Origin of the sequence: Promicromonospora vindobonensis (assembly GCF_042685865.1) — a bacterium.
GTDB classification, from domain to species: Bacteria; Actinomycetota; Actinomycetes; order Actinomycetales; family Cellulomonadaceae; genus Promicromonospora; species Promicromonospora vindobonensis.
The window spans coordinates 1,503,162-1,524,266 of record NZ_JBHUOG010000001.1 but is presented as its reverse complement, the minus strand read 5'-3'; the positions used below and the strand labels follow the sequence as shown (position 1 = coordinate 1,524,266).

Annotated in this window: 15 protein-coding genes; 9 read left to right on the top strand and 6 right to left on the bottom strand. The window is 73.7% G+C overall.

Annotated elements, in window-relative coordinates:
• Window positions 1–8 precede the first annotated feature (8 nt).
• Window positions 9–716: a response regulator gene (locus ACFS27_RS06900; protein WP_377181299.1), complete on the bottom strand. Its 708-nt coding sequence runs from the start codon at window positions 714–716 to the stop codon at window positions 9–11.
• Window positions 713–2,311, bottom strand: coding sequence for a sensor histidine kinase (locus ACFS27_RS06895; protein WP_377181297.1), 1,599 nt, complete (start codon window positions 2,309–2,311; stop codon window positions 713–715). Before ACFS27_RS06895 ends, ACFS27_RS06900 begins: the two co-directional genes overlap by 4 nt.
• A 152-nt stretch (window positions 2,312–2,463) precedes the next feature.
• Between ACFS27_RS06895 and ACFS27_RS06890 the strand changes: the two genes are divergently transcribed.
• The 4 genes from ACFS27_RS06890 to purE are packed head-to-tail and all read left to right on the top strand — an operon-like array spanning window position 2,464 to window position 6,269.
• Entirely contained in the window at window positions 2,464–3,147 is a 684-nt protein-coding gene (locus ACFS27_RS06890; RefSeq protein ID WP_026366105.1) for a response regulator transcription factor, read from the top strand.
• 4 nt (window positions 3,148–3,151) lie between these two features.
• On the top strand, window positions 3,152–4,507 hold the full coding sequence (locus ACFS27_RS06885; protein WP_377181295.1) for a sensor histidine kinase: 1,356 nt from the start codon (window positions 3,152–3,154) through the stop codon (window positions 4,505–4,507).
• A 26-nt stretch (window positions 4,508–4,533) separates the two neighbouring features.
• Window positions 4,534–5,757, top strand: coding sequence for a 5-(carboxyamino)imidazole ribonucleotide synthase (locus ACFS27_RS06880; protein WP_377183631.1), 1,224 nt, complete (start codon window positions 4,534–4,536; stop codon window positions 5,755–5,757).
• A complete protein-coding gene (gene purE, locus ACFS27_RS06875) occupies window positions 5,754–6,269 on the top strand; it encodes a 5-(carboxyamino)imidazole ribonucleotide mutase (protein WP_377181293.1) in 516 nt (171 codons plus the stop codon). The genes ACFS27_RS06880 and purE overlap by 4 nt, the downstream gene beginning before the upstream one ends.
• Before the next feature lie 153 nt (window positions 6,270–6,422).
• On the opposite strand, the gene ACFS27_RS06870 is transcribed toward purE, so the two are convergent.
• On the bottom strand, window positions 6,423–7,979 hold the full coding sequence (locus tag ACFS27_RS06870; protein WP_377181291.1) for an LCP family protein: 1,557 nt from the start codon (window positions 7,977–7,979) through the stop codon (window positions 6,423–6,425).
• A gap of 2 nt (window positions 7,980–7,981) precedes the next feature.
• Window positions 7,982–9,316, bottom strand: a complete 1,335-nt coding sequence (locus ACFS27_RS06865; RefSeq protein ID WP_377181289.1) for an LCP family protein — start codon at window positions 9,314–9,316, stop codon at window positions 7,982–7,984.
• Window positions 9,317–9,526: 210 nt separating this feature from the next.
• Between ACFS27_RS06865 and ACFS27_RS06860 the strand changes: the two genes are divergently transcribed.
• Window positions 9,527–10,840: a UDP-glucose dehydrogenase family protein gene (locus ACFS27_RS06860; protein WP_377181287.1), complete on the top strand. Its 1,314-nt coding sequence runs from the start codon at window positions 9,527–9,529 to the stop codon at window positions 10,838–10,840.
• A gap of 19 nt (window positions 10,841–10,859) precedes the next feature.
• Here ACFS27_RS06860 and ACFS27_RS06855 read toward each other — a convergent pair whose 3' ends face one another.
• Window positions 10,860–11,597: a TIGR03089 family protein gene (locus ACFS27_RS06855; RefSeq protein WP_377181285.1), complete on the bottom strand. Its 738-nt coding sequence runs from the start codon at window positions 11,595–11,597 to the stop codon at window positions 10,860–10,862.
• A 730-nt stretch (window positions 11,598–12,327) separates the two neighbouring features.
• Between ACFS27_RS06855 and ACFS27_RS06850 the strand changes: the two genes are divergently transcribed.
• From ACFS27_RS06850 to ACFS27_RS06840, 3 genes are all read left to right on the top strand, one after another.
• Window positions 12,328–12,669: a WhiB family transcriptional regulator gene (locus ACFS27_RS06850; RefSeq protein WP_377181283.1), complete on the top strand. Its 342-nt coding sequence runs from the start codon at window positions 12,328–12,330 to the stop codon at window positions 12,667–12,669.
• A gap of 155 nt (window positions 12,670–12,824) precedes the next feature.
• Entirely contained in the window at window positions 12,825–16,199 is a 3,375-nt protein-coding gene (locus ACFS27_RS06845) for a glycosyltransferase (RefSeq protein WP_377181281.1), read from the top strand.
• The gene (locus ACFS27_RS06840; RefSeq protein WP_377181279.1) at window positions 16,196–17,797 is read left to right on the top strand and encodes a DUF5719 family protein; all 1,602 of its coding nucleotides are present in this window, start codon (window positions 16,196–16,198) and stop codon (window positions 17,795–17,797) included. The genes ACFS27_RS06845 and ACFS27_RS06840 overlap by 4 nt, the downstream gene beginning before the upstream one ends.
• 120 nt (window positions 17,798–17,917) lie before the next feature.
• On the opposite strand, the gene ACFS27_RS06835 is transcribed toward ACFS27_RS06840, so the two are convergent.
• Window positions 17,918–18,544 (bottom strand): metallopeptidase family protein, encoded by a 627-nt coding sequence (locus ACFS27_RS06835; RefSeq protein WP_377181277.1) that lies wholly within the window; start codon window positions 18,542–18,544, stop codon window positions 17,918–17,920.
• A 156-nt stretch (window positions 18,545–18,700) separates the two neighbouring features.
• Between ACFS27_RS06835 and ACFS27_RS06830 the strand changes: the two genes are divergently transcribed.
• On the top strand, window positions 18,701–20,365 hold the full coding sequence (locus tag ACFS27_RS06830; protein ID WP_377181275.1) for a DUF2142 domain-containing protein: 1,665 nt from the start codon (window positions 18,701–18,703) through the stop codon (window positions 20,363–20,365).
• Window positions 20,366–21,105: the final 740 nt, after the last annotated feature.

Sequence of the window (21,105 nt, the reverse complement as noted above, 5' to 3'; positions counted from 1 at the left end):
AGGAGGGATCAGGAGTTCGGGCGGACCAGGCCCGTCTCGTACGCCGTCACCACGGCCTGCACGCGGTCGCGGGCGTTCAGCTTCGACAGGATGCGCCCCACGTGCGTCTTGACCGTCGCCTCGGCGACGAACAGGTCCGACGCGATCTCGGTGTTGGACCGCCCGCGCGCCATGAGCACGAGCACCTCGCGCTCGCGGGTCGTCAGGGCGGCGAGGGCCTCCTGGGGTCCAGCGGCCTTCTCGGGCGGCAGGGCCGTGACCAGGCGCTCCATCAGCCGCCGTGTGGACGACGGCGCGATCACCGCGTCGCCCTGATGCACGGTACGGATGGCCGTCAGCAGCTCCTCCGGCTGGGCATCCTTGAGCAGAAAGCCGCTGGCTCCGGCCCGGATCGCGTCGAGCACGTACTCGTCCAGGTCGAACGTGGTCAGCACGACGACGCGGGGGTCGCCCGCCGCGGCGGCGGCGCCGTCGGCCAGGAGCGCCCGGGTGGCGGTCAGGCCGTCCATCGCGGGCATGCGCACGTCCATCAGCACGACGTCGGACACCGTGGCGGCCAGCCGGCGCAGCGCGTCGCGACCGTCGTCGGCCTCGACCACGACCTCCAGGTCCGGCTGGGAGTCGATCACCATGCGCAGGCCCGCGCGGACGAGCGGCTGGTCGTCGACGAGCGCGACGCGCACCGGTCGGTCGACCCCTCCGGGGGCGTAGGTCATCGTGCTCCTCGTGTGTCGTTCGGGACCGCGTGGCCGGCACGCGGTTCGGGTGGTGTGTCGGGGGTCCCGGCAGCGGGGGAGTGGTCCGCCTCGGCATCGGTGGCGCGGTCGGGTATGTCGTCCGGCCGGACATCGGGCTCGGCGTCGGGCCGAGCGTCTGGGACCGCATCGGGGACCGGAGCGGGGACATGGGCGGCCGCTCGCGGGATGGGCACGACGAATCGCACGGAGAATCCGCCGCCGCGGCGTGGCCCGGCGGTGAGCGTGCCGCCGAACATCTCGGCCCGCTCCCGCATGCCGAGCAGCCCGTAGCCGGCGGTGGGCGGCGGTTCGTCGGGACCAGGGGAGCCGTCGGCCGCCAGGCCGCGGCCGTCGTCCTCCACCCGCAGCTCCACCTCTTCCTCGCCCCAGCGCAGCAGGATGGTGACGGCGGGTCGTGGGCCTGCGTGCTTGCGCACGTTGGTGAGCGACTCCTGGCAGACCCGGAACAGGGTGAGACCCACGCCCGGCGGCAGACGCCGCTCGATGCCGACGCGGGCCCACGACACCCGCAGGCCGTCGTCGCGGGCCTGCTGGACCAGCTGCCCGATGTCCGCCGCGTCGGGCTGTGGGCGCAGCGGAGCGGAGCCGCCCACCGCCGTCGCGCCGGCCCCCGGGGCACCTGCTGCCCGGGCGGCCCCTGCCGCACCTGGGCCCGTCGTTCCGACCCGACCGGTACCCGGTGCCTGGCTCTGGCCCGGTGCGGGGCGGCGCGGCTGCGCCGAGCCGCCGTCCGGCGCGACGAGGCCGAGCGGCGTGGGAGCACCCGGCTGGTCCTCGCGCAGCACCCCGAGCAGTCGCCGCATGTCGGCGAGGGCAGCGCGGCCCGTCTCGGCGATGGTGCCGAGGGAGCGCTGGGCCGCCGCCGGGTCGGCGGCCGCGGCATACCGGCCGCCGTCGGCCTGCGCGATGACCACCGACAAGGAGTGGGCCACGATGTCGTGCATCTCGCGTGCGATGCGCGACCGCTCGGCGGCGGTGGCGATCTGCGCCTGCTGGTCGCGCTCGATCTCGAGGCGCTCGGCACGCTCACGCATGGCCACGAGCATCGTGCGTCGGGACCGGCGTACGAGGCCGAACGCGAACGAGCAGGCCAACAAGGTCATGACCATCACGACCGTGCCGATGGTCGGGGCAGGATCGGCTGTGTAGGGCCCGTTCTGGAGCCACATCAACGCACCCAGGGTGAGCGGGCCGGCCACGGCCATCCCGCACGCCATCAGGTAGGCCCAACGGGGTCCGTAGACCGTGACGCAGTACATCGATACCAACACAGCCAGGTCGGCCGGCAGCAGCACGGGGACGGTGAACACGATCATGTGCACCATGCACACCACGAAGACGGCAATGCACGAGGCGACCGGGCGGGTGCGGCACCAGGCGAGTGGCGCGACCACCGCGGCCGAGATCAGGGCGGCCTCGACGGGGGTGAGGTAGTAAGGGCCCGCGTCCCCCGCGGTCACCACCACGATCAGGCTGCACAGCACCGTCAGAGCGAGGTCCATGAGGAACCGGTACCGCTCCGACCACTGTGCGCACCGCTCGTACCAACCCATGCAGGTCAGAGTAGGTCGAACCGTTGCGCGGGCGCGTCATACCGTGGTAGCACTTGCGCCGTGGCACCCTCTACCGAAAGGATTCGGTGAGGTGGCCGACCCGTGGGTGCCCGGGTAGCGCCAGAGCGTCGGTTATGCCCTACGATGGCGAAATGACTCACGTACTCCTAGCCGAGGACGACCCGGCCATTGCCGAGCCGTTGGCACGAGCGCTCTCCCGTGAGGGATACGACGTCGTCGTGCAAGGAACCGGCAAAGGTGCGATCGAGAGCTCGACCGGTGCGGACATCGTCGTTCTGGACCTGGGCCTTCCCGACATGGACGGGCTCGATGTCGCGCGCGAGATCAGGGCCAACGGCCTCACCGTGCCCGTGCTCGTGCTGACCGCCCGCGCCGACGAGGTGGACCTTGTCGTGGGCCTCGACGCAGGCGCCGACGACTACGTCACCAAGCCCTTCCGCCTGGCCGAGCTGCTCGCGCGGGTGCGGGCACTCCTGCGTCGCTCGCACGGCGAGACCGGCGAGGAGGAGGAGCTGCACGCACAGGACGTCCGCGTCGACGTCTCCGCGCACCGCGCCTTCCAGGGTGACCGCGAGCTGCACCTGACCACCAAGGAGTTCGACCTGCTGCGCGTCCTCGTGCAGAACGCCGGCTCCGTGGTCGTCCGGGACACGCTGATGCGCGATGTCTGGGGCTCCGACCCGGTCGGCTCCACCAAGACGCTGGACATGCACGTGTCCTGGCTGCGCCGCAAGCTCGGCGACGACGCCAACGCACCGCGCTACGTCTCGACCGTGCGCGGCCTCGGTTTCCGCTTCGAGATCGGGGCGAGCTAGCCAGATGCGCGCCCGCGTGCTGCAGGCGACGATCGCCGCGGTTGCGGTCGCCGTCCTGCTCCTGGGCATCCCGCTCGCTATCTTCGGTGCCCGGTACATCTACGGCCAGGAAGTCCAGCGAGTAGAGACCCGGGTGCAGGACCTCCTGGCTTCTTCCGTCAACTCCTACGAACGCAACCGATCTGCCGCCGAGGCCGGTTTCGTCGACCAGTCGGTCCTCGACCGAGCCGTGCAGCCACAGGACACGGACATCGTCGCGTACGTGACGGTGAACCAGCCCAACGGCGAGCAGCTGGTCTCGGGCGAACCCGTCACCGGCGCCACGATCGAGCGGGGTCTCATCTCCGAGGCGCAGCCGGTCATGGGCGTGCTGGTCTCCGTATCGGCCTGGCCCGCGTACATCAAGGCGATCAACGTCGTGGTGCTCGTCGTGTTCGGCAGCGTCGGCGCGTTCGCCGCCGGCGCCGTCACGGCCGCCTGGCAGGCGAACCGGCTGGCGCAACCCTTCGTGTACCTGGCCGCGTCGGCCGAACAGCTCGGCGCGGGACAGGTGCGCCCACGGCTGGACCCGTCCGGCGTGGAGGAGATCGACCTCGTCGCGGCCGAGCTGGCGCGAAGCTCCGACCGGCTCGCGGCGCGGCTCGCCGTGGAGAGACAGTTCACGTCCGACGCGTCCCACCAGCTCCGGACGCCGCTCACCGCGCTCACGATGCGCCTGGAGGAGATCACCCTCACCTCCAGCGAGCCGGACGTGCAGGAGGAGGCCCGGATCTCGCTCGAGCAGGTGGAGCGGCTGGTCGGTGTGGTCGACGACCTGCTCTCCCGCTCGCGGCGCGCCCAGGGCGGCACCACGGAGTCGGTCGACGTCGCGGTCGTCTTCCTCCAGCAGGAGGAGGAGTGGCGTGAGTCGTTCGAGCGGGCGGACCGGCACCTGAACGTCGAGAGCTCGGGCGGTGCCCGCGTCCTGGCGACGCCGGGTGCACTCGCCCAGGTGCTCTCCACGCTGCTGGAGAACTCGCTCAAGCACGGCGCAGGGACCACCACGCTGCGGATCCGCGAGGGGCAGCGGGGCGCCATGGCCATCGAGGTCATGGACGAGGGAGCAGGTGTGCCCGAGGACATGCAGGGCAAGATCTTCGAGCGCGGCGTCACGTCCGGCGCGGGGACAGGCCTCGGGCTCGCCCTGGCCAAGGACCTCGTGGCGGCAGACGGCGGCAATCTCCAGCTCACGCAGCGCACACCGCCGGTGTTCTCCGTGTTCCTCTCGGGGGTGCCCAAGACGCTCGACCCGCACCAGGTGCTCCCGGTGGGGTCGAAGGTCTCCAGCTTCGGCCAGAGGAAGGGCCGCGGCCGCCGGTAGGCTTCACCCACGTGAGCGCAACAGATATGAGCCAGTCCGGTCCGCCCGTCGTCGCAGTCGTCGGGGGCGGGCAGCTCGCCCGCATGATGGCGCCGGCCGCCGGCGAGCTGGGCATCCGGCTGCGCGTCCTGGTGGAGGACCCGGAGTCGTCGGCGGCCCAGGTCGTGACGGACACGCCGGTGGGCGAGGCCCAGGACGAGGCCGCGATCCGCTCGCTGATCGCCCCGGCGTCCGGCCGGGCGGCGGCCGTGCTGACGTTCGAGCACGAGCACGTGCCGAACGCTCTGCTCACGGACCTCATCGAGCACGGGACGCCCGTGCGCCCCGGCCCGCACGCGCTGGTGCAGGCGCAGGACAAGATCGCGATGCGGCGCCGGCTCACCGAGCTGGGCGTGCCGTGCCCGCGGTGGGCGCCGCTGCCTGCGTCGTCCCCTGAGGAGGGGCGGGCCGCTCTGGCCGCCTTCCTCGGGGAGATGGGCGGCACCGCCGTCGTCAAGACGTCCAGGGGCGGCTACGACGGCAAGGGCGTCCGGGTGGTCTCGTCCCCCGGCGACGTCGACGACTGGTTCGCCGGGGTAGCGGCCGGCGGGCCGCAGCTCCTGGTCGAGGAGAAGGTGCCGTTCGTGCGCGAGCTGGCCGCGCTGGTGGCCCGGCGCCCGTCGGGCGAGGTGCGGGCGTGGCCCGTCGTCGAGTCGGTGCAGCGGGACGGCGTGTGCGCGGAGGTGATCGCCCCGGCCCCTGGCCTGTCCGCAGAGCTCGACGCCCGCGCGCGCGAGATCGCGACGACGGTGGCCGACGGACTGGACGTCACCGGCGTGCTCGCCGTCGAGCTGTTCGAGGTCACCGGGCCGGACGGCGTGCCGACCGTCCTGGTCAACGAGCTCGCGATGCGCCCGCACAACAGCGGGCACTGGACCATCGACGGCGCCGTGACAAGCCAGTTCGAGCAGCACCTGCGTGCGGTGCTCGACCTGCCGCTCGGCGCCACCACGCCGACGGCCCCCTGGACCGTCATGGCGAACGTGCTGGGCTCCACGCTGACCGAGCTCACCGACGCGCTGCCGGACGTGCTCGCCGCGTTCCCCGAGGCGCGCGTCAACCTGTACGGCAAGGGCATCCGGCCGGGCCGCAAGCTGGGCCACGTGAACGTGAGCGGTGACGACCTGGACGAGGTCCGTCGTCGGGCGGTCGCCGCGGCGGCCATGCTGCACGGCGATACCACCATCGAGGAAGAGGCGAACGACGCATGAGCAGCAACCCGCAGGTCGGCATCGTGATGGGGTCGGACTCCGACTGGCCCGTCATGCAGGCGGCGGCCGAGGCACTCGGTGAGTTCGACGTGCCCGTCGAGGTCGACGTCGTGTCGGCGCACCGCATGCCCACCGAGATGATCGACTACGGACGGCAGGCCGCCGGTCGCGGGCTGCGTGTCATCATCGCGGGCGCCGGCGGGGCCGCGCACCTGCCCGGGATGCTGGCGTCGGTGACGCCGCTGCCCGTGATCGGGGTGCCGGTGCCGCTGAAGTACCTGGACGGCATGGACTCGCTGCTGTCGATCGTGCAGATGCCCGCGGGCGTGCCCGTCGCGACGGTGTCGATCGGGGGTGCGCGGAACGCGGGCCTGCTCGCGGCGCGCATCCTGGCCTCCGGCACGGACTCCGGTGCGGCGGCCCTGCGGGAGCGCATGGAGGCGTTCCAGGCCGAGCTGAGCGCGGTGGCGCACGCCAAGGGCGAGCGGCTGCGGTCTCAGGTCCGCGGCTGAGCGCACCACGCTCGGCAGGAGATTCCAGAACGCTGTCGGGAAGACAGATACTCCGTGGGGTGTGTTGCTGTGCGTAGACATCGTCTACGCACAGCAACACACCCCGCGGAGTGACGTTCTGCCTGGCACGGTTCAGCCAGGCCGACGGCCAGGTCAGCCCGGCATGCCGCCGACCTTCTCGCCGGCCTCGTAGTCGCCGTCGCGGATCTTGGCCCAGAACTCGCCGACCTGGTCCGGGTCGAGCTGCACGGCCGAGGCGCCCGACGGCGTCGTGTAGTTGATGGTGGCGATGGGCGGGGTGCCGGTCACGCCGTCGTCGCCGTTCGCGGTCCGGAACGCGAGTCCCATCATCGCGATGTCGATGATCCCCGAGTTGGTGTCGGTCACCAGGGCCTCCAGGCCGGCGTCGGCAAGGCCCACCTGCGTGGCCGGGTTCAGCAGCACGCCCGGGTCCGCGACCTTCTTGCCGACCTGCGCGATGACCTGCTGCTGGCGCTCGGCGCGGCCGATGTCACCCGTCGGGTCGGCGTACCGCATCCGGGAGAACGCGATGGCGGTCTTGCCGTCCGTCACGTGGCAGCCGGCCTCCCACTTGAGCTTCGACTTCACGTCGTGCACGTCGTAGTCCAGGCACAGCCGCACCCCGCCGACGGCGTCCACGACACCCTCCACCCCGCCGAAGCCGACCTCGACGTAGTGGTCGACCGTCAGCCCGCTGAGGCCCTCCACTGTCTGTACCAGCAGCGGAGCGCCACCGTAGGAGTACGCGGCGTTGATCTTGTCGCCGCCCACGCCGGGGATCTCCGCGTAGGTGTCACGCGGGATCGAGATGAGGGCCACCGGCCCCGACGTCGGCTTGTGCAGCAGCATGATCGTGTCGGTGCGGGCGCCGCTGGTGGAGTCGTCGATGCCGCCGCTGCCCCGGGCGTCCGAGCCGGCGAGCAGGTAGGTGGTGCCAGGAGTACCTGACGCGTCGGACAGCGCCTCGACGTGCTGGATCTTCCCGTTGGCCCAGATCAGCAGCCCGATCGGCCAGGCGAGGAGCGCGAGCAGCACCAGCACGGAGACCACACCGAAGACGCGGCCCTTGCGGATGCGGATGTTGCCGCCGCCCCGTCCGCCGGAGGCGAGGGCACGCGACGGGGTCCCGCCACCCCTGCCCCCACCGGCCGGGGGACGCGGCGCGGTGCGCACCGGCGTCGGCCGCACGGGGCCGGCGCTCGCCCGGACCGGGCGACCCGGGGGGATGGCCTGTGGTGCCTGGCCGCCTGCCGGCGGCATCGAGCGCGGCGGGATGGACCGCGGCGCCTGCCCGCCGGAAGCACCCCGCGTGGGCAGCCCCGACCTACGTGGTGGGACGGGCGGGGGATTGTTGCGCTGGCCGGACACCGGTACCTCCCGAGAAGACTGTCTACGTATGCGTGGTTCGCTGCGGGCTCCGTCCGAGCCTTCCGGCCGTCCGATGCGGTGGGCGCCTGCGACGCCGGGAACCCCGACGCCTGGCGTCTCCGCGTTGGCGAGCCCGCCCTGCTCCTTGCCCGCGCCGGGCACGATGCGCGGACGCTCGCCCGTGTCACCCACCGGGATCGCGTCGTCGGCCCCCGGCCGCCCGCTCACGCCCTGCGGCGTGAAGCTCGGCGGTATCCGGACGCGCGTCACGTCGTCGTCGGCCCCTGGGGCCGAGCGGTTCGACGTTCTGGGATCTGACATGGCTAGCCGCAGACCTTGGTGGTGTCGGCGCCGGTGAAGGCTTCTTCACCGGCCTGCTTGATCTCGGTCGACTCCGGTGTGGGCTCGGTGGCGCCACCCGTGCCGCTGTCGGTACCGCCCTCGGTGCCAGTCTCCGTCCCGCCATCGGTCCCGGCATCCGCACCGGCCTCGGTGCTCGCGCCGTCCGTCGGAGCGGACGCCGAGGCGTCGGGCGACGGGGCGTCCGGGTCGAAGCCGGCCGGCTTGTCATGCTTGATGTTGTCCCACAGCTGTACGGCCTCGTCGGTCCAGAGGACGTTGGCCGTCCTGACCGGGTCGTACTCGTTGGGGACGGTCATGAAGGTGATCGTGTCAGGTCGCACGTTGCGCATGGAGTAAGCCAACCCGGCGAGTCCGTCGATGCTGGCGAGCTCCTTGTTCATGGTGAGCGAGTCGGTCACCGCATCGAGGAACTTGAGGGTCTTGGCGGGGTTCGTCAGGACCTCCTGGCTCAGCACCTTGCGGGCGAGCGAGGCCATGACCTCCTGCTGCCTGCCGATGCGGCCGAGGTCGGACCCGTCGCCGAGCCCGTCGCCCGTGCGGGCCCTGGCGTAGTCGAGCGCCTTGACGCCCTGGAGGGTGTGCGTACCCGGCTCGAGCTCCAGGTGGTTGGCCTTCTCGGAGTAGATGGCCTCCTCGACGCAGACGTCGATGCCGTCGACGGCATCGATCATCGAGGAGAACCCGGCGAAGTCGACGACCACGAAGCCGTTCATGAAGACGCCGGTCAGCTCCTCGACGGCCTTGACGGTGCACAGCGCACCGGAGGGCACGTCACCGCCGTACTGCACACCCTGGGAGAACGCGGCGTTGAACTTGGTGCCGTACAGCTCGGGGGTGGTGGTGCCGTCCTTCGTCGTACAGCTCGGGAGGTCCACCGTGGAGTCGCGGGGGATGGAGATCATCTCGACCCGGGACCGGTCGCCCGAGATGTGCATGACGACGGTCGTGTCGGAACGCGCACCCATCTCGCCGCCGCCCGCCAGGTCCGCGTTGTCTCCGCCGCGCGAGTCGCTGCCCATGATCACGATGTTCAGCGGGGTGCCCGCGTTCGGGTCCGTCGGCAGCACCTCTTCCGGACGGTCCGGGCCGAGGACGGTCATCTCTGCCGTCTCGATGTTCCCGGTCAGCTGCGTTACCGCCGCCGCACCGCCGGTGACTGCGAGCGAGAGCACTGCGACGAGCACCATCGCGACCGTCCGGGACGCGCCGCTGCCCAGTCCGTTCAGCGTCCGGGCATGGGACGGCCCCTTGGTCGGGGTCGTCGCACCTGGGGCGCTGAAGTCAGGGAACGTCACGGCCACCGATCCTAGAGGCTGGGTGTTGCACGGCGGCGCACCCTCCGAGGTTGGACCGTAGAGGGTTCGTGGAGAAGCCCGAAGACCGTGTGCCGCCAGGTGCGAAACGGCGTGCGACCGGGCATTTAGGCACCTGGATACCCGCCATCCATGAGGCGTCCGCCGCGCTTTCCGGTGTGGTTTGCGCACTTTCCGGTAGCGTCGTCGATCGTGAAGATCTCGGTGATCGGACTCGGCTATCTCGGCGCCGTGCACGCAGCCTCCATGGCACAGCTCGGGCACTCCGTCGTCGGCGTCGACATCGACCCGCGCAAGGTGGCTGCGCTCGCCGCGGGCCGGTCGCCGTTCTACGAGCCGGGCCTCGACGAGCTGCTCGCCGAGGTGGGCGCCACCGGGCGGCTGACCGTCTCGACGGACCCAGCGGCGGTGGCCGGGGCACAGGTGCACTTCGTCTGCGTGGGCACGCCACAGGCCGACGACAGCAACGCCGCCGACCTCACCTACGTGGACGCCGCCGTCCGCGGGCTGCTGCCGCGTCTCGCGCCGGGCGACCTGGTGGTCGGCAAGTCGACGGTGCCGGTCGGCACAGCCGAGCGGCTGGCCGGGATGGTCGCGGCCGCGCAGCCCGAGGCGGCGCTCGCCTGGAACCCGGAGTTCCTCCGCGAAGGGTTCGCGGTCAAGGACACGCTGCACCCCGACCGGATCGTCTACGGGGTGCCCGACGGCGCGGCGGGCGAGCGCGCGGTCGCCCAGCTCGACGAGGTGTACGCGGCTCCGCTGGCCGAGCACACCCCGCGCATCGTGGCCGACTACCCGACGGCGGAGCTGGTCAAGGTCGCCGCCAACTCGTTCCTGGCCACGAAGATCTCGTTCATCAACGCGATGGCCGAGCTGTGCGAGGTGGCAGGCGCCGACGTGACGCTGCTCGCCGACGCGATCGGGTACGACGCCCGCATCGGCCGCCGGTTCCTGAACGCGGGGCTCGGGTTCGGCGGTGGCTGCCTCCCCAAGGACATCCGCGCGTTCATGGCGCGCGCCGGCGAGCTCGGGGCCGACCCTGCGGTCGCGTTCCTCGCGGAGGTCGACGACATCAACAACCGGAGGCGGGCCCGCATGGTCGAGCTCGCGACGGAGGTGCTCGGTGGTTCCGTGGCGGGCAAGCGCATCGCCGTGCTGGGCGCTTCCTTCAAGCCTGACTCGGACGACGTGCGGGACTCGCCGGCCCTCGAGGTAGCCGCCCGGCTGGGTGCGGCCGGCGCGACCGTCACCGTGACCGACCCGCGTGCCATCGAGAACGCACGGGCCCGTCATCCGGAGCTGCACTACGAGCCGGACCTCGACGTGACGGTGACGTGCGCCGACGCCGTCCTGGTGCTCACCGAGTGGCGTGAGTTCCGCGAGCTCGACCCGGAGCGGGTAGGCCGGCTCGTGGCGGGGCGAGTGGTGCTCGACGGACGCAACGCGCTGGACCGCACCGCGTGGCAGGCGGCCGGCTGGACCTACCGGGCGCTCGGCCGGCGCTGACGGGCCGCACCGGTCGGCTTCACCGCTGCGCCTGCTCGGTGCTCAGCAGCCGGGCCAGGCGGGCGTCGTCCAGCTCCAGCTCGGCCGCGGTCGACGCCGACGTCAGCACCGCGGAGCCGCCGCCGGCCCAGACGCCCAGCAGGTGCCGGAGCACGTCCGCGACAGCGCCGCGCCCGTCCACCAGCACGCGCGCACCGGCTCCGGGCTCCGGGACCAGGTCCTTGTGCCCGACGGCGCCCCCAGCGGTCACCAGGGCGTCCTGGTGGGGCTCCACCTCGGGCACCCAGCCGATCGCGTCGCCGTAGGTCATCACGGCAGAGGCCGCGTCGATGGCGCCGGACGGCAGATCGCCGTCGTACCGGCGGGCGAGCGCGGGCAGGGAGACGACGACGAGCTCGGCCCCGCCGTCGGCCCAGCGCTCCGGGCTGTCGGTGACGACGACGTCCGGCTGCGCGACGGAGGCTTCGGGCACGGCGACCGTCGCGCCGGTGCGCCAGGCCGCCAGCGCCCACACCGCGGTGCGCCAGTGCACCGGCAGGTCGACGACGACGCGGGTGCCCGGCCCGGCGTCGAACTCCTCGACGAGCAGGTTGACGGTCTTGCTCGCCCAGTTGGCGAGGACGGCGCCGGAGAGCTCGACGCGTTCGCCGTCGTCGCCGTACCAGGTGAGGCGGGGGCGACCGCCGTCAGCGGCGAGACGGGCGAGGAGGGAGGCGACGTCGGGCACGGGGCCGCCGGTGCGGGGCGCGATCTGCATGCCGCCAGCCTATGAGCACGGAGGTCCCCCGCGGACCTGACGACTCCACGGGGCCGCCGAACCGCACGTTGTGCGTGTTTGGGAGCCAGGGACGTCGCCGAACCGCAACTTGCTCGTCGTCGGCCGCGCCGAACCGCAGGCCACGTGTCCATCAGGGCCTAGATCGACCATCTTCGTTCGGTTCGGCGTCGATGACGACGTGGAACGTGCGGTTCGGCGTCCGTCGGGATGGTGGAGGACGCGGGGCTTGCGGTTCGGCGGCTGTCGGGGGCGTCGGAGGCCGAGCAACGTGCGGTTCGGCGTCCCAGACACGCACAACGTGCGGCTCGACCCCGCCGGCGACGAGCAACCTGCGGTTCGGCGAGCCCGCACCCAACCTCCACAGCAATCTGCGGTGCGGCGACCAGCCGACGTCCAGCGTTCGACCGGGGCAGATCGTGGCCCCGGCGTGGCGACTCGCCGGTTGCTCCGGGATATGAAAAGCCGGGGTCGTGAGTGAGACGTGCGCCACGACCTGCGGAAGGACTCGTGAATTACCCGTGGAATCCGTGGGCGATAGCACATTTCCGCTTGACGACTCCAGGCGACACGCGTGTAATTCCATGTATGCAGTTTTCGTAGCGCATACGCAACGGGGCCTGGAGACTGCAGGTCTGGCCAGCCACGATGGATCTGGCATGGGTCGGCCGGCAAGGCCCCGGAGCACGGACACGGCATGGAGGGGCACGTCATGTGGAACATTCTGGAATCGGACGTGAAGTTCCCGACTGACGCGGAAATCGCGGCGGCGCCGGTGGCACCGGTCCTGCCGCTTTTCGGCGAGCTGTACGAGCTGACGGAGCCAGACGAGTCACTGCTCGGCTGGCAGGAGCGCGCGCTGTGCGCGCAGACCGACCCGGAGGCCTTCTTCCCGGAGAAGGGCGGGTCCACACGTGAGGCCAAGAAGGTCTGTTCCGGCTGCGAGGTCAGGGCCGAGTGCCTGGACTACGCACTGGAGAACGACGAGCGGTTCGGTATCTGGGGCGGTCTCTCGGAGCGTGAGCGGCGCAAGCTGAAGCGTCGCGCCGTCTGAACCAGAGGTGAGGTGCAGGGTGGGAGCCGGGGAACCAGGCACCCACCCGGGACCGCACCGTCGGTTCGGCGGCAGCACGCAGTCCGAGAGTCTGACCGTTCGACCGGCGCGTCTGCGGCGTGTCGGCGCAGACGCGCCGCATGATGTGAAGCGAGATGAGCGCTCCACGTACCGACAGCCTGTCGGCTCCCAGCCCGGACCGGGGCCCCCACGAGGCCACGGCCGAGCCTGTGTGGGCCAAGGTGCCTGCCCAGGCCTCCACCCCTCCGCCGATGGCCGTCACCGTGACCGCCGTCGTGGTCACGCGCGGCAGCAGCCCCTACCTCGCCGCGACGCTCGCGGCGCTGCGGACGCAGTCCCGCACCCCGGACGACGTGGTCGTCGTCGACGTCGACACCGCCCCCGCGACGTCGGGCCACCAGGACCTGCAGCTCGGTGGCGCGCGCTACGTGGCCGGTGCGGGCGCCCGCACCTTCGGTGACGCGATCACCGCTGCCCTCGCCGCGATCGGCACCCCTGAGCACGGCTGGCTGTGGTTCCTGCACGACGACTCGGCCCCCGCGCCAGGGGCCCTGGCCGCCCTGACCCGCGCGGTGGAGCACTCGAACGCCGTGGCCGTGGCCGGCTGCAAGCAGCGCCGCTGGGAGACGGGACCGGACGGCGAGCCGCTCGACCCCGAGCTGTCCGACCGGGGAGTGCTCGTCGAGGTGGGCCACACCGTGTCGCCGCTCGGCCGGCGCATGACCGGCATCGACGAGACCGAGATAGACCAGGGCCAGCACGACTCGCGCGAGGACGTCCTCGCCGTCGGCCTCGCCGGGGCGCTCGTGCGCGCGTCGGTCTGGCGCGAGGTCGGCGGCACCGACCCTGCCTACGGCCAGCTCGGCGACTCGACCGACTTCTGCCTGCGCGTGCGGCTCGCCGGCCACCGGGTGGTCGTGGTGCCCGACGCCGTCGTGCGGCACGCGCAGGTCGCGCTGCACGCCCCTGGCTCGTCCGGCGCGCGGCGCCGCAGCCAGCTCTACCTGCGGCTGACGTCCGTCGCGCCATGGATCCTGCCCTTCGCGATGCTCGCCATGGTGGTGTGGGCGCCGTTCGCCGCCGGCTACCGGCTCGCCATGAAGCAGCCCGACCGGGCTCGTGACGAGCTCCTCGCTCCGCTGTGGGCGGTGTTCCGGCTGGGGCCGCTGCTGCGGGCCAGGCGCCGGATCACCCGCACGTCGACGGTGCCCCGCAGCGTGCTGCGGCCGCTGCTGGGCACCTGGCGCGAGGTCGCCGCCGAGCGCCGCGACAAGCGGCTCGCGCGCGGTGAGGCCCAGCGGGTCGACGCAGCTCCGTCCGAGCTGGAGCAGGCCGAGCTGCAGGCCCTGGCCGTCCGGCGCCGGACGGCGCTGAGCGTGGTCGTGCTCGGCGCTCTCGGCCTCGCGGCAGCACTGTTCGGACCCGCGCTGGGTGCGCTCGCCGCGGGCGGCCGGCTGGTCGGCGGGGCGCTGCTCCCGGCCGGCGGCACGACGGCGACGGCGTGGTCGGCGGCGACATCCGGCTGGGTCCGGGACGGGCTCGGCACCGCCGCGGCCGCTGATCCGCTGCTGTTCGTCCTGACGGGCCTCTCGGCCCTGGTGGGCGGCTCCGTGCAGCACGCGGTGGACGCGGTGCTCCTGCTGGCGCTGCCGGTCGCCGCGGTCGGCGCGTGGGCCGCTGCGGGCACGGTGACCCGTTCGGTGTGGTTGCGCGTGCTCGCGGCGCTCGCGTGGACCGTAGCGCCCGCGTTCCTCGGGGCGCTGGACGGCGGCCTGTTGGGCGGCGTGCTCGCGCACGCGCTGCTGCCCTGGACCGCAGTCGCGCTGGTGCGCGCCGTAGGTGCTCAGGCGGTCGACCGGCTCGGCCCGCCCGACGGCGCCGCAGAGGAGGCCGCCGGGGCCGGCGCACGCGCGTCCCGGACGAGCGCCGGGTCGCTGGGCGCCGCCGGCGCCGGCGGCCTGCTGCTCGCCTGCGTGGTGGCGGGCGCACCCGCGCTGCTGCCCGCAGCCGTCCTGGTGCTGACCGGTGCCCTGCTCGTGGCGCCCCGCCGGCGCGGCTACCTCGCGCTCGCGCTCGGCCCCGTCCTCGTGGTCGGCGCCCCGTTGTGGTGGACGGCGGTGCGGGACGGCGACCGCGGTCTCCTGACGGTCGAGCCGCTGGCCGGGTCCGGCGTCCCCGCGCCGGGTACGGCGTCTGGCCTCGAGCTGCTGCTCGGCCTGCCGTCCACCCCCGGTCCCTGGTTCGACGTGCCCGACGGCGGCCCGGTGCTGCTCACCGCCCGTGCGATCGTGACGGCGGGCCCGTGGGCCCTCGGTGCGCTGGTGCTCGCGCTGGCCGTGGTCGGCCTCGTCGCCGCGCTGCTGGACATCGGCCGCAGGCGGGTGGCGGACTCCAGGGACCACGTCGCCGCGACGTCGCTGGTGGGCTGGCTGGTCGCGGCAGCGGGTCTCGGCGTGGCCGTGCTCGCCCAGGACGACGGCCGGTGGTCCGGACCCGGGCTGTCGCTGCTCCTCCTCGGTCTCGGCACCGCGGCGCTCGCGGGCGGCCGGGCGCTCGCGGGCCGGGGCGCGGCCCTCCGCGGCTTCCTCGGCCCGGCACGCAGCGTCGCCGTCGTCGGACTGGTCGTGCTCGCCCTCCTGCTGCCCGCCGCGCAGGCGGCCGCGTGGCTGGCCGGCTCCGGCAGTGTCGCGGACGCCGGGCGGACCGGGATGCTGCACGTGACGACCGACGCGGTGGTGCCGGCCGTCGGGCAGCAGATGCAGGCTCCGCCGCGGCAGGCCCGCGTGCTCGAAGTCGGGTTCGCCACGGACGCAGAGGGCACCGTCGAGTACGCGCTCCTGCGGGCCGACGGCTCCCAGCTCGCCGACGTCTCGGCGGCGGCACGGGCGGCGTCGGGCGACGACCTCGCCGAGGGCGACGGTCCGGCGGGCACACTGGACGCCGCGGTCGCCGCGCTGGTCTCCGGGACCACCGAGGGGGTGCCTGAGCAGCTCGCGGACCTGGGCATCGGCGCGGTGCAGGTCCGGTCCGGGGGCGTGGACGCCGGGTCCGGCGGGCCGAGCGCCGTGGGCGACCTCGCGGCCACGCTCGACATGGTGCCGGGGATGAGCAGGGTCACCGAGGGGCAGGAGGTGTCCGTGTGGCGGGTCGCGCCCGTCGACGGGCCGGCGCCCGGCTGGGCCCGCGTCGAGGAGGCAGGGACAACGCGTGACGTGCTGCCGTCCGCAGGCACCACCGTCCGTGCCGACGTCGCGGCGGGCGGCGCCGACCGCGCCGTCGTGCTGGCGGAGGCCGCCGGCTCGGGCTGGCACGCGACCCTGGACGGGCGCCGGCTGGAGCCGGTGGCCGAGGAGACAGGGCTGCAGGCCTTTGCGCTCGGGCCCGACGCCGGGCAGCTCGTGGTGCGCTACGAGGCGCCCCACCGCACGGCATGGCTGGTGCTCACGACGTTCACGCTGGTGGTGTTCGCCCTGCTGGCCCTGCCGGTGGGACGCAGGAGGGTTCGATGAAGCGCAAGAAGCTCACGCTGCCGGCAGCCGCCCGCCGGACGGGTGCGGCAGTGGGCGGCCTGCTGTGCGCGATGGCGGTCGCCGCGCTCGCCGTCACCGACACCGCAGGGCCCGCCGCGGTCCCGCCGGCGAACGACGTGCGCGCCGTGCCAGTGGCCGCCGCCGAGACAGGGCTGGTGTGTCCGGTGCCAGCGGAGCTGGAGCAGCCGGACGTCGGCGACGACGAGTTCAGCGCAGCTCCCGTCAAGACGGCCACGTCGCTGACCGCGGCCGTGCTGGACGGCGCGGAGGGCGCCGAGCCTACGATCACCACCCTCGACGGGGAGCTCTCGGCGGACCTCACCGGCCCGCTCGACGCCGGCGACCTCGCCGCCGTGCGTGCGGGTGAGCTCGACGGCGCCCGCACGATGCGCGTGACACCGAGCGGTGCGACCTACGCCACGGGGACGGTGGCGTCCGTGACCACCGACGGCGACCTGCGCGGCATGGTCGCCGGACCGTGTGCGGTGCCTGCCGTCGAGCACTGGCTCGTCGGCGGCAGCACCTCGGTGGGTTCGAGCGGCCGCCTGGTGCTCCAGAACCCCGGCCGGACGCCCGCAACGGTCACGGTGGAGGCCTGGGGCGCCGCCGGTCCGGTGGTCCTCGGGAGCCAGTCGCTCGTCGTGGTGCCGCCGGGCGAGCAGGTGGTCACCATGCTCGAGGCCGTCGCGCCCGACCAGAGCCGCCTCGCCCTGCACGTCACCGCGGAGGGCGGCCGGGTGGGCGCCTACGTCCAGCACCACCGGATCGAGGGGCTGGTGCCTGCGGGCGCCGACCTCGTCGTGGGTGCCGGCGCCCCGTCGCGTACGACGGCGGTTTCCGGTGTCGTCAGCACCGGCGAAGCCGTCGACGACCCGCACGCGCCGCGCCTCGACCTCCTGACGCCCGGCGACACCGCAGGGACGGCGCGACTCTCGGTGCTCGGGCCCGAAGGGCCGGTCCGGCTCCGTGGTGGCGAGGAGGTGGCGCTCGAGCCGGGGCGGCTCACCACCCTTCCGCTGGGCGGGCTGCCCGGTGGTACCTACACCGTGGTCGTCGACGCCGACGTCCCGGTCGTCGCGGGCGCCGCGGTGGACCGCAAGGGCACGGCCGCTGACGACGCGGTGATCGACGACGACCCGTACGACAGGGCCTGGCTCGCCGGGCAGGTGGTGCCGACGGCGGGCATCGTGGCCGACGGCGCGGTCGCCGTCCCCGAGCACGCGTCCTACGGCGTGACGCTGAGCGGCGTGCCCGACGAGCGTGACCCGGACCTGATCGAGGACGCGGAGGGCAGCACGGAGGTGGCGCTGCGCGGCGTCGGGCCGGACGGCGAGGAGGCCTGGACCCGCACGGTCGACGTGCCCGCAGGGGAGACCGTCGAGGTGGACTGGGCGGAGCTGAAGGAGCTCGGCGACGCCGTCGCCGTGGTCGCGGAGCAGTCGGCGGACGAGCCGGGCGTGGTCTGGTCGGTGCGCATCGCGGAGGCCGACGACGCGTCGCTCTTCTCCGTGCTGGCGCCCACCGCACCGCTCGCCGCGGGCGGGGACGTACGCGTGCGCAGGGTCGACGCCGGCTGAGCCAGAGGTGAAGCGCAGGGTGGGGCCGCAGCGAAGCAAGGCTCCCGCCCGGAGCGGCACCGCAGGCTCAGCCGATACGAACGGAGGCCTCGGCCGATACGAACGGGGGCTGAGCCGGGCTCAGGAGCGGTCGCCGAAGTTCGGGTCGATCTCCTCCGGCGTGCGGGCCAGCATGTGCGCCACCTGCTCCACGACGACGTCGCGCACGAGGTCGGCCAGGTCCTCCCGGTCGAAGGCCCGCACCTCGACGGGCCGCCGGTAGACCACCACGCGGCCGGGCCGGCCTGCCTCAGCGGGGAAGAACCGGCCGAGCAGCACGCCGCCGTCCTCCCACGGCGCGGGGTCCGACGGCGGCACGTCCTCCACCGCGAACTCGGTGCCGCGCAGCTGAGCGGCCCAGACCCGGTCGAGGTCCTCGACGACGTCGAGCACGAGGTCGTCGAACCGCTGCGCGCGCGTGCGGTGCGCCGGCGTGCCGGGCGGCAGCATGGGGCCGCGCAGGCCGCGGCCGCGCCGGTCCCTGCGCCGGGGGCGGGCAGACCCGCCGGAGCCGTCACCGGGCTTCCCGCTCGAGTCGTCAGGGCGGGTGGCGGCGAGCCGGAGCAGGTCGGCCTGGGACGCCTTGGGAATGCCGGACGAGCTGCCGGGGGAGCCGTTGGGACCGCTGGGGGTACCGGGGGAGCTGCCGGCCGGGCCAGGGCTGCGGTCCGACCGCCGGTTCCGACCACGAGGAGAAAACGGAGGCACCTACCGACGATACGTCCGATCGGCGGTGTGTTCGGCCACCGCCACGGCGGCTGCGCCGGGGCACCTTCGCGAGGTCGGCACTCTGCATCGAGATCGGCACAGCGCTGGACCGATCTCGATGCAGGGTGCCGACCTCGTGCGCTCTATCCTGAGACCGTGCGCGACGATCCCGCCGAGGTGGCGTACCGCCGGGCGCTTGCCCTCATCACCGCCCTCGTCACGCTGGTCGGCGTGTGCTGGGCGGTCCTGACCCCGGCGTTCCGGGCGCCCGACGAGCCACAGCACGTCAACAGCGTGCTGCGCCTCGCGTACGGCGGAGGCTGGCCGGCCGCGGGCGAGGCCCTCGTCGGCCCGGCGGTGGACGAGGCCCGCGACCAGGCGGCGCTCACGACCGACGTGCCGGGCAGGCACCTCGACCGGCCAGAGATCCCTGCGTTCGTCGCCGTCCCGCCGACCCGTGACCTCGACCGCGGCACGGTCGACCGCGAGAACGCGCTGGCTGACCCCGTGCCGCCGGGCACCGACACCCGCGGGCTGGACCCGGCGGCCGTCGACCAGATGACACAGCACCCACCCCTGTACTACGCCGTGGCGGCCGGCGTGCTGCACGCCACGGGCACGGCCGAGGCGCGCTGGGACGTGCAGCTCCTGGTGCTGCGGCTGTTCGACGTCGTGCTCCTGGTGCCCGTGCCGCTGCTGACCGCCGCTGCCGTGCTGCGCCTGACGAGGTCGCGCTCGGCGGCGCTGGTGGCGGCGTCGTTCACGCTCTTCGTGCCGCAGGTGGGGCACATCATGAGCAGCGTCACCAACGACGCGCTGGTCACGCTCGGCGGGGCGGTGATCGCCTACCTGAGTGCCCGGGTGGTCACCGGGGACCTGCGGCTGCGCACTGCGGCGGGGCTCGGTGCGGTGGTCGGCGTCGGGCTGCTCACCAAGGTCATGGCGGCCTTCGCGCTGCCGATGGTGGCCGCTGCCTACCTGCTCGCGTCCGGGCCACGCGCCAGGCGCCTGGTGGGGGTGCTCGTCGCGGGCGGGGCGTCGTTCGCCGTCGGCGGCTGGTGGTGGCTGCGCAACCTGCTGGTGCTGGGGACGGTCCAGCCGGTCGGTATCCCGGACCGGTTCGTGGAGGCGGAGCCGCAGGGCCTCTGGTACTTCCTCCGGACCGTGGTGACCAGCCTGACCAGGTCGTTCTTCGGCAACTTCGGCTGGCTGGAGCTCCGCGTTCCCGACGCCGTCTTCTGGACCGCCGCCGTCGTCGTCGCGGCGCTGTGCGGCCTGGCGGTGGCGCGCGGCCCGGCGCGCCGAGCGACCGCCGTGCTCCTGCTGCTGCCCGCAGCGCTGTGGTGCGGGGTCCTGGTCAACGCCTGGCCCGACTACTCGGCCAACGGGTGGATCTCAGCGGTGCAGGGCCGGTACCTGTTCGCAGGGCTCCTGGCCCTGGGCACCGGGACGGCGCTGGGCCTGCACGCCCTGCTCGGGCCACGGCTGCGCAGCGCGGTCTGGTGGGTGACCGGTGCGGCGGGCGCGACGGCCGCGAGCGGCCTCGCCTACGGGTTCTGGGGCTTCTACCAGGGCCCGGGGGAGTCGGCGGCCGACGCGGCGGCCCGCTGGGCCGGGTGGAGCCCGCTGTCCGGCGCTCAGCTCGTGCTGGTCGGGTCCGTGACGGTGGTCGTAGGCGTCGCGGCCGTGGTGGCGTCCGCCCGGTTCGCGCGCGCCGCGCTGATCTCGCGGACCGCACGGAGCGCGAGCGCCGCCGAACCCACGATGGCCGCTGCCGCCAGCACTCCCACGACGGCCGCGGGCAGCGACGCCTCGTCGTAGCGTCCCGGCTCCGGGGGTGTGGCCAGCTCGACCGACAGCCAGACCGCGAGGTCGAGCACGGTCAGTGCGGTCCAGGCGGGAACGAGCAGCCGGGGCCGCACCGCGAGCCCTGCTGCGATCGCAAGGCACAGGACGAGCGAGACCACCAGCAGGTAGCGCGGGTACACGCCGCCGCTGCTGGCGGCGTACGCCACCTGCACGGACACCGAGACGAGCACCGCGACGGCCGGCAGGGCGCGCAGCAGGAGCTCGTCGGTGCGGTGGGTCCCGGCCGGCGTGGCCGTCGACCTGCGACGGCGGACCGCCGCGACGAGCGCGATGATCATCGGCGCCCACACCAGCAGCAGCGCCGTGACGACGAGCGTGGTGACGGTGAGCGGTGTGTTCGGGGGGAGCCGCCCGGCCCACCAGAAGATGTCGGGCAGGCGGAGCCAGGTCTCCGGGTCGGCGAGCACCGCCCAGACGGGCCGCTCCTGCCGGTTCTGGTTCTCCAGCGCCCAGTCGAAGTGTGATCCGGTGACCGTGCCGGTCAGGCGCACGTTGCGCAGGTAGAACCATCCGCTGGTGGCCAGCACCGCGCCTGGTCCGGCGAGCGCCAGTGCGACCACGTGCGCCCACCGGCCGCGGCCCTGCCTGGCCCGGACCGCGCCGGCGGCCAGGGCGACGGCCGCGACGACGGCGGCGATGAGGGCCGCCGACAGCCGGGTGAGCGCGCAGGTCGCCGCGACGAGCGACAGCCA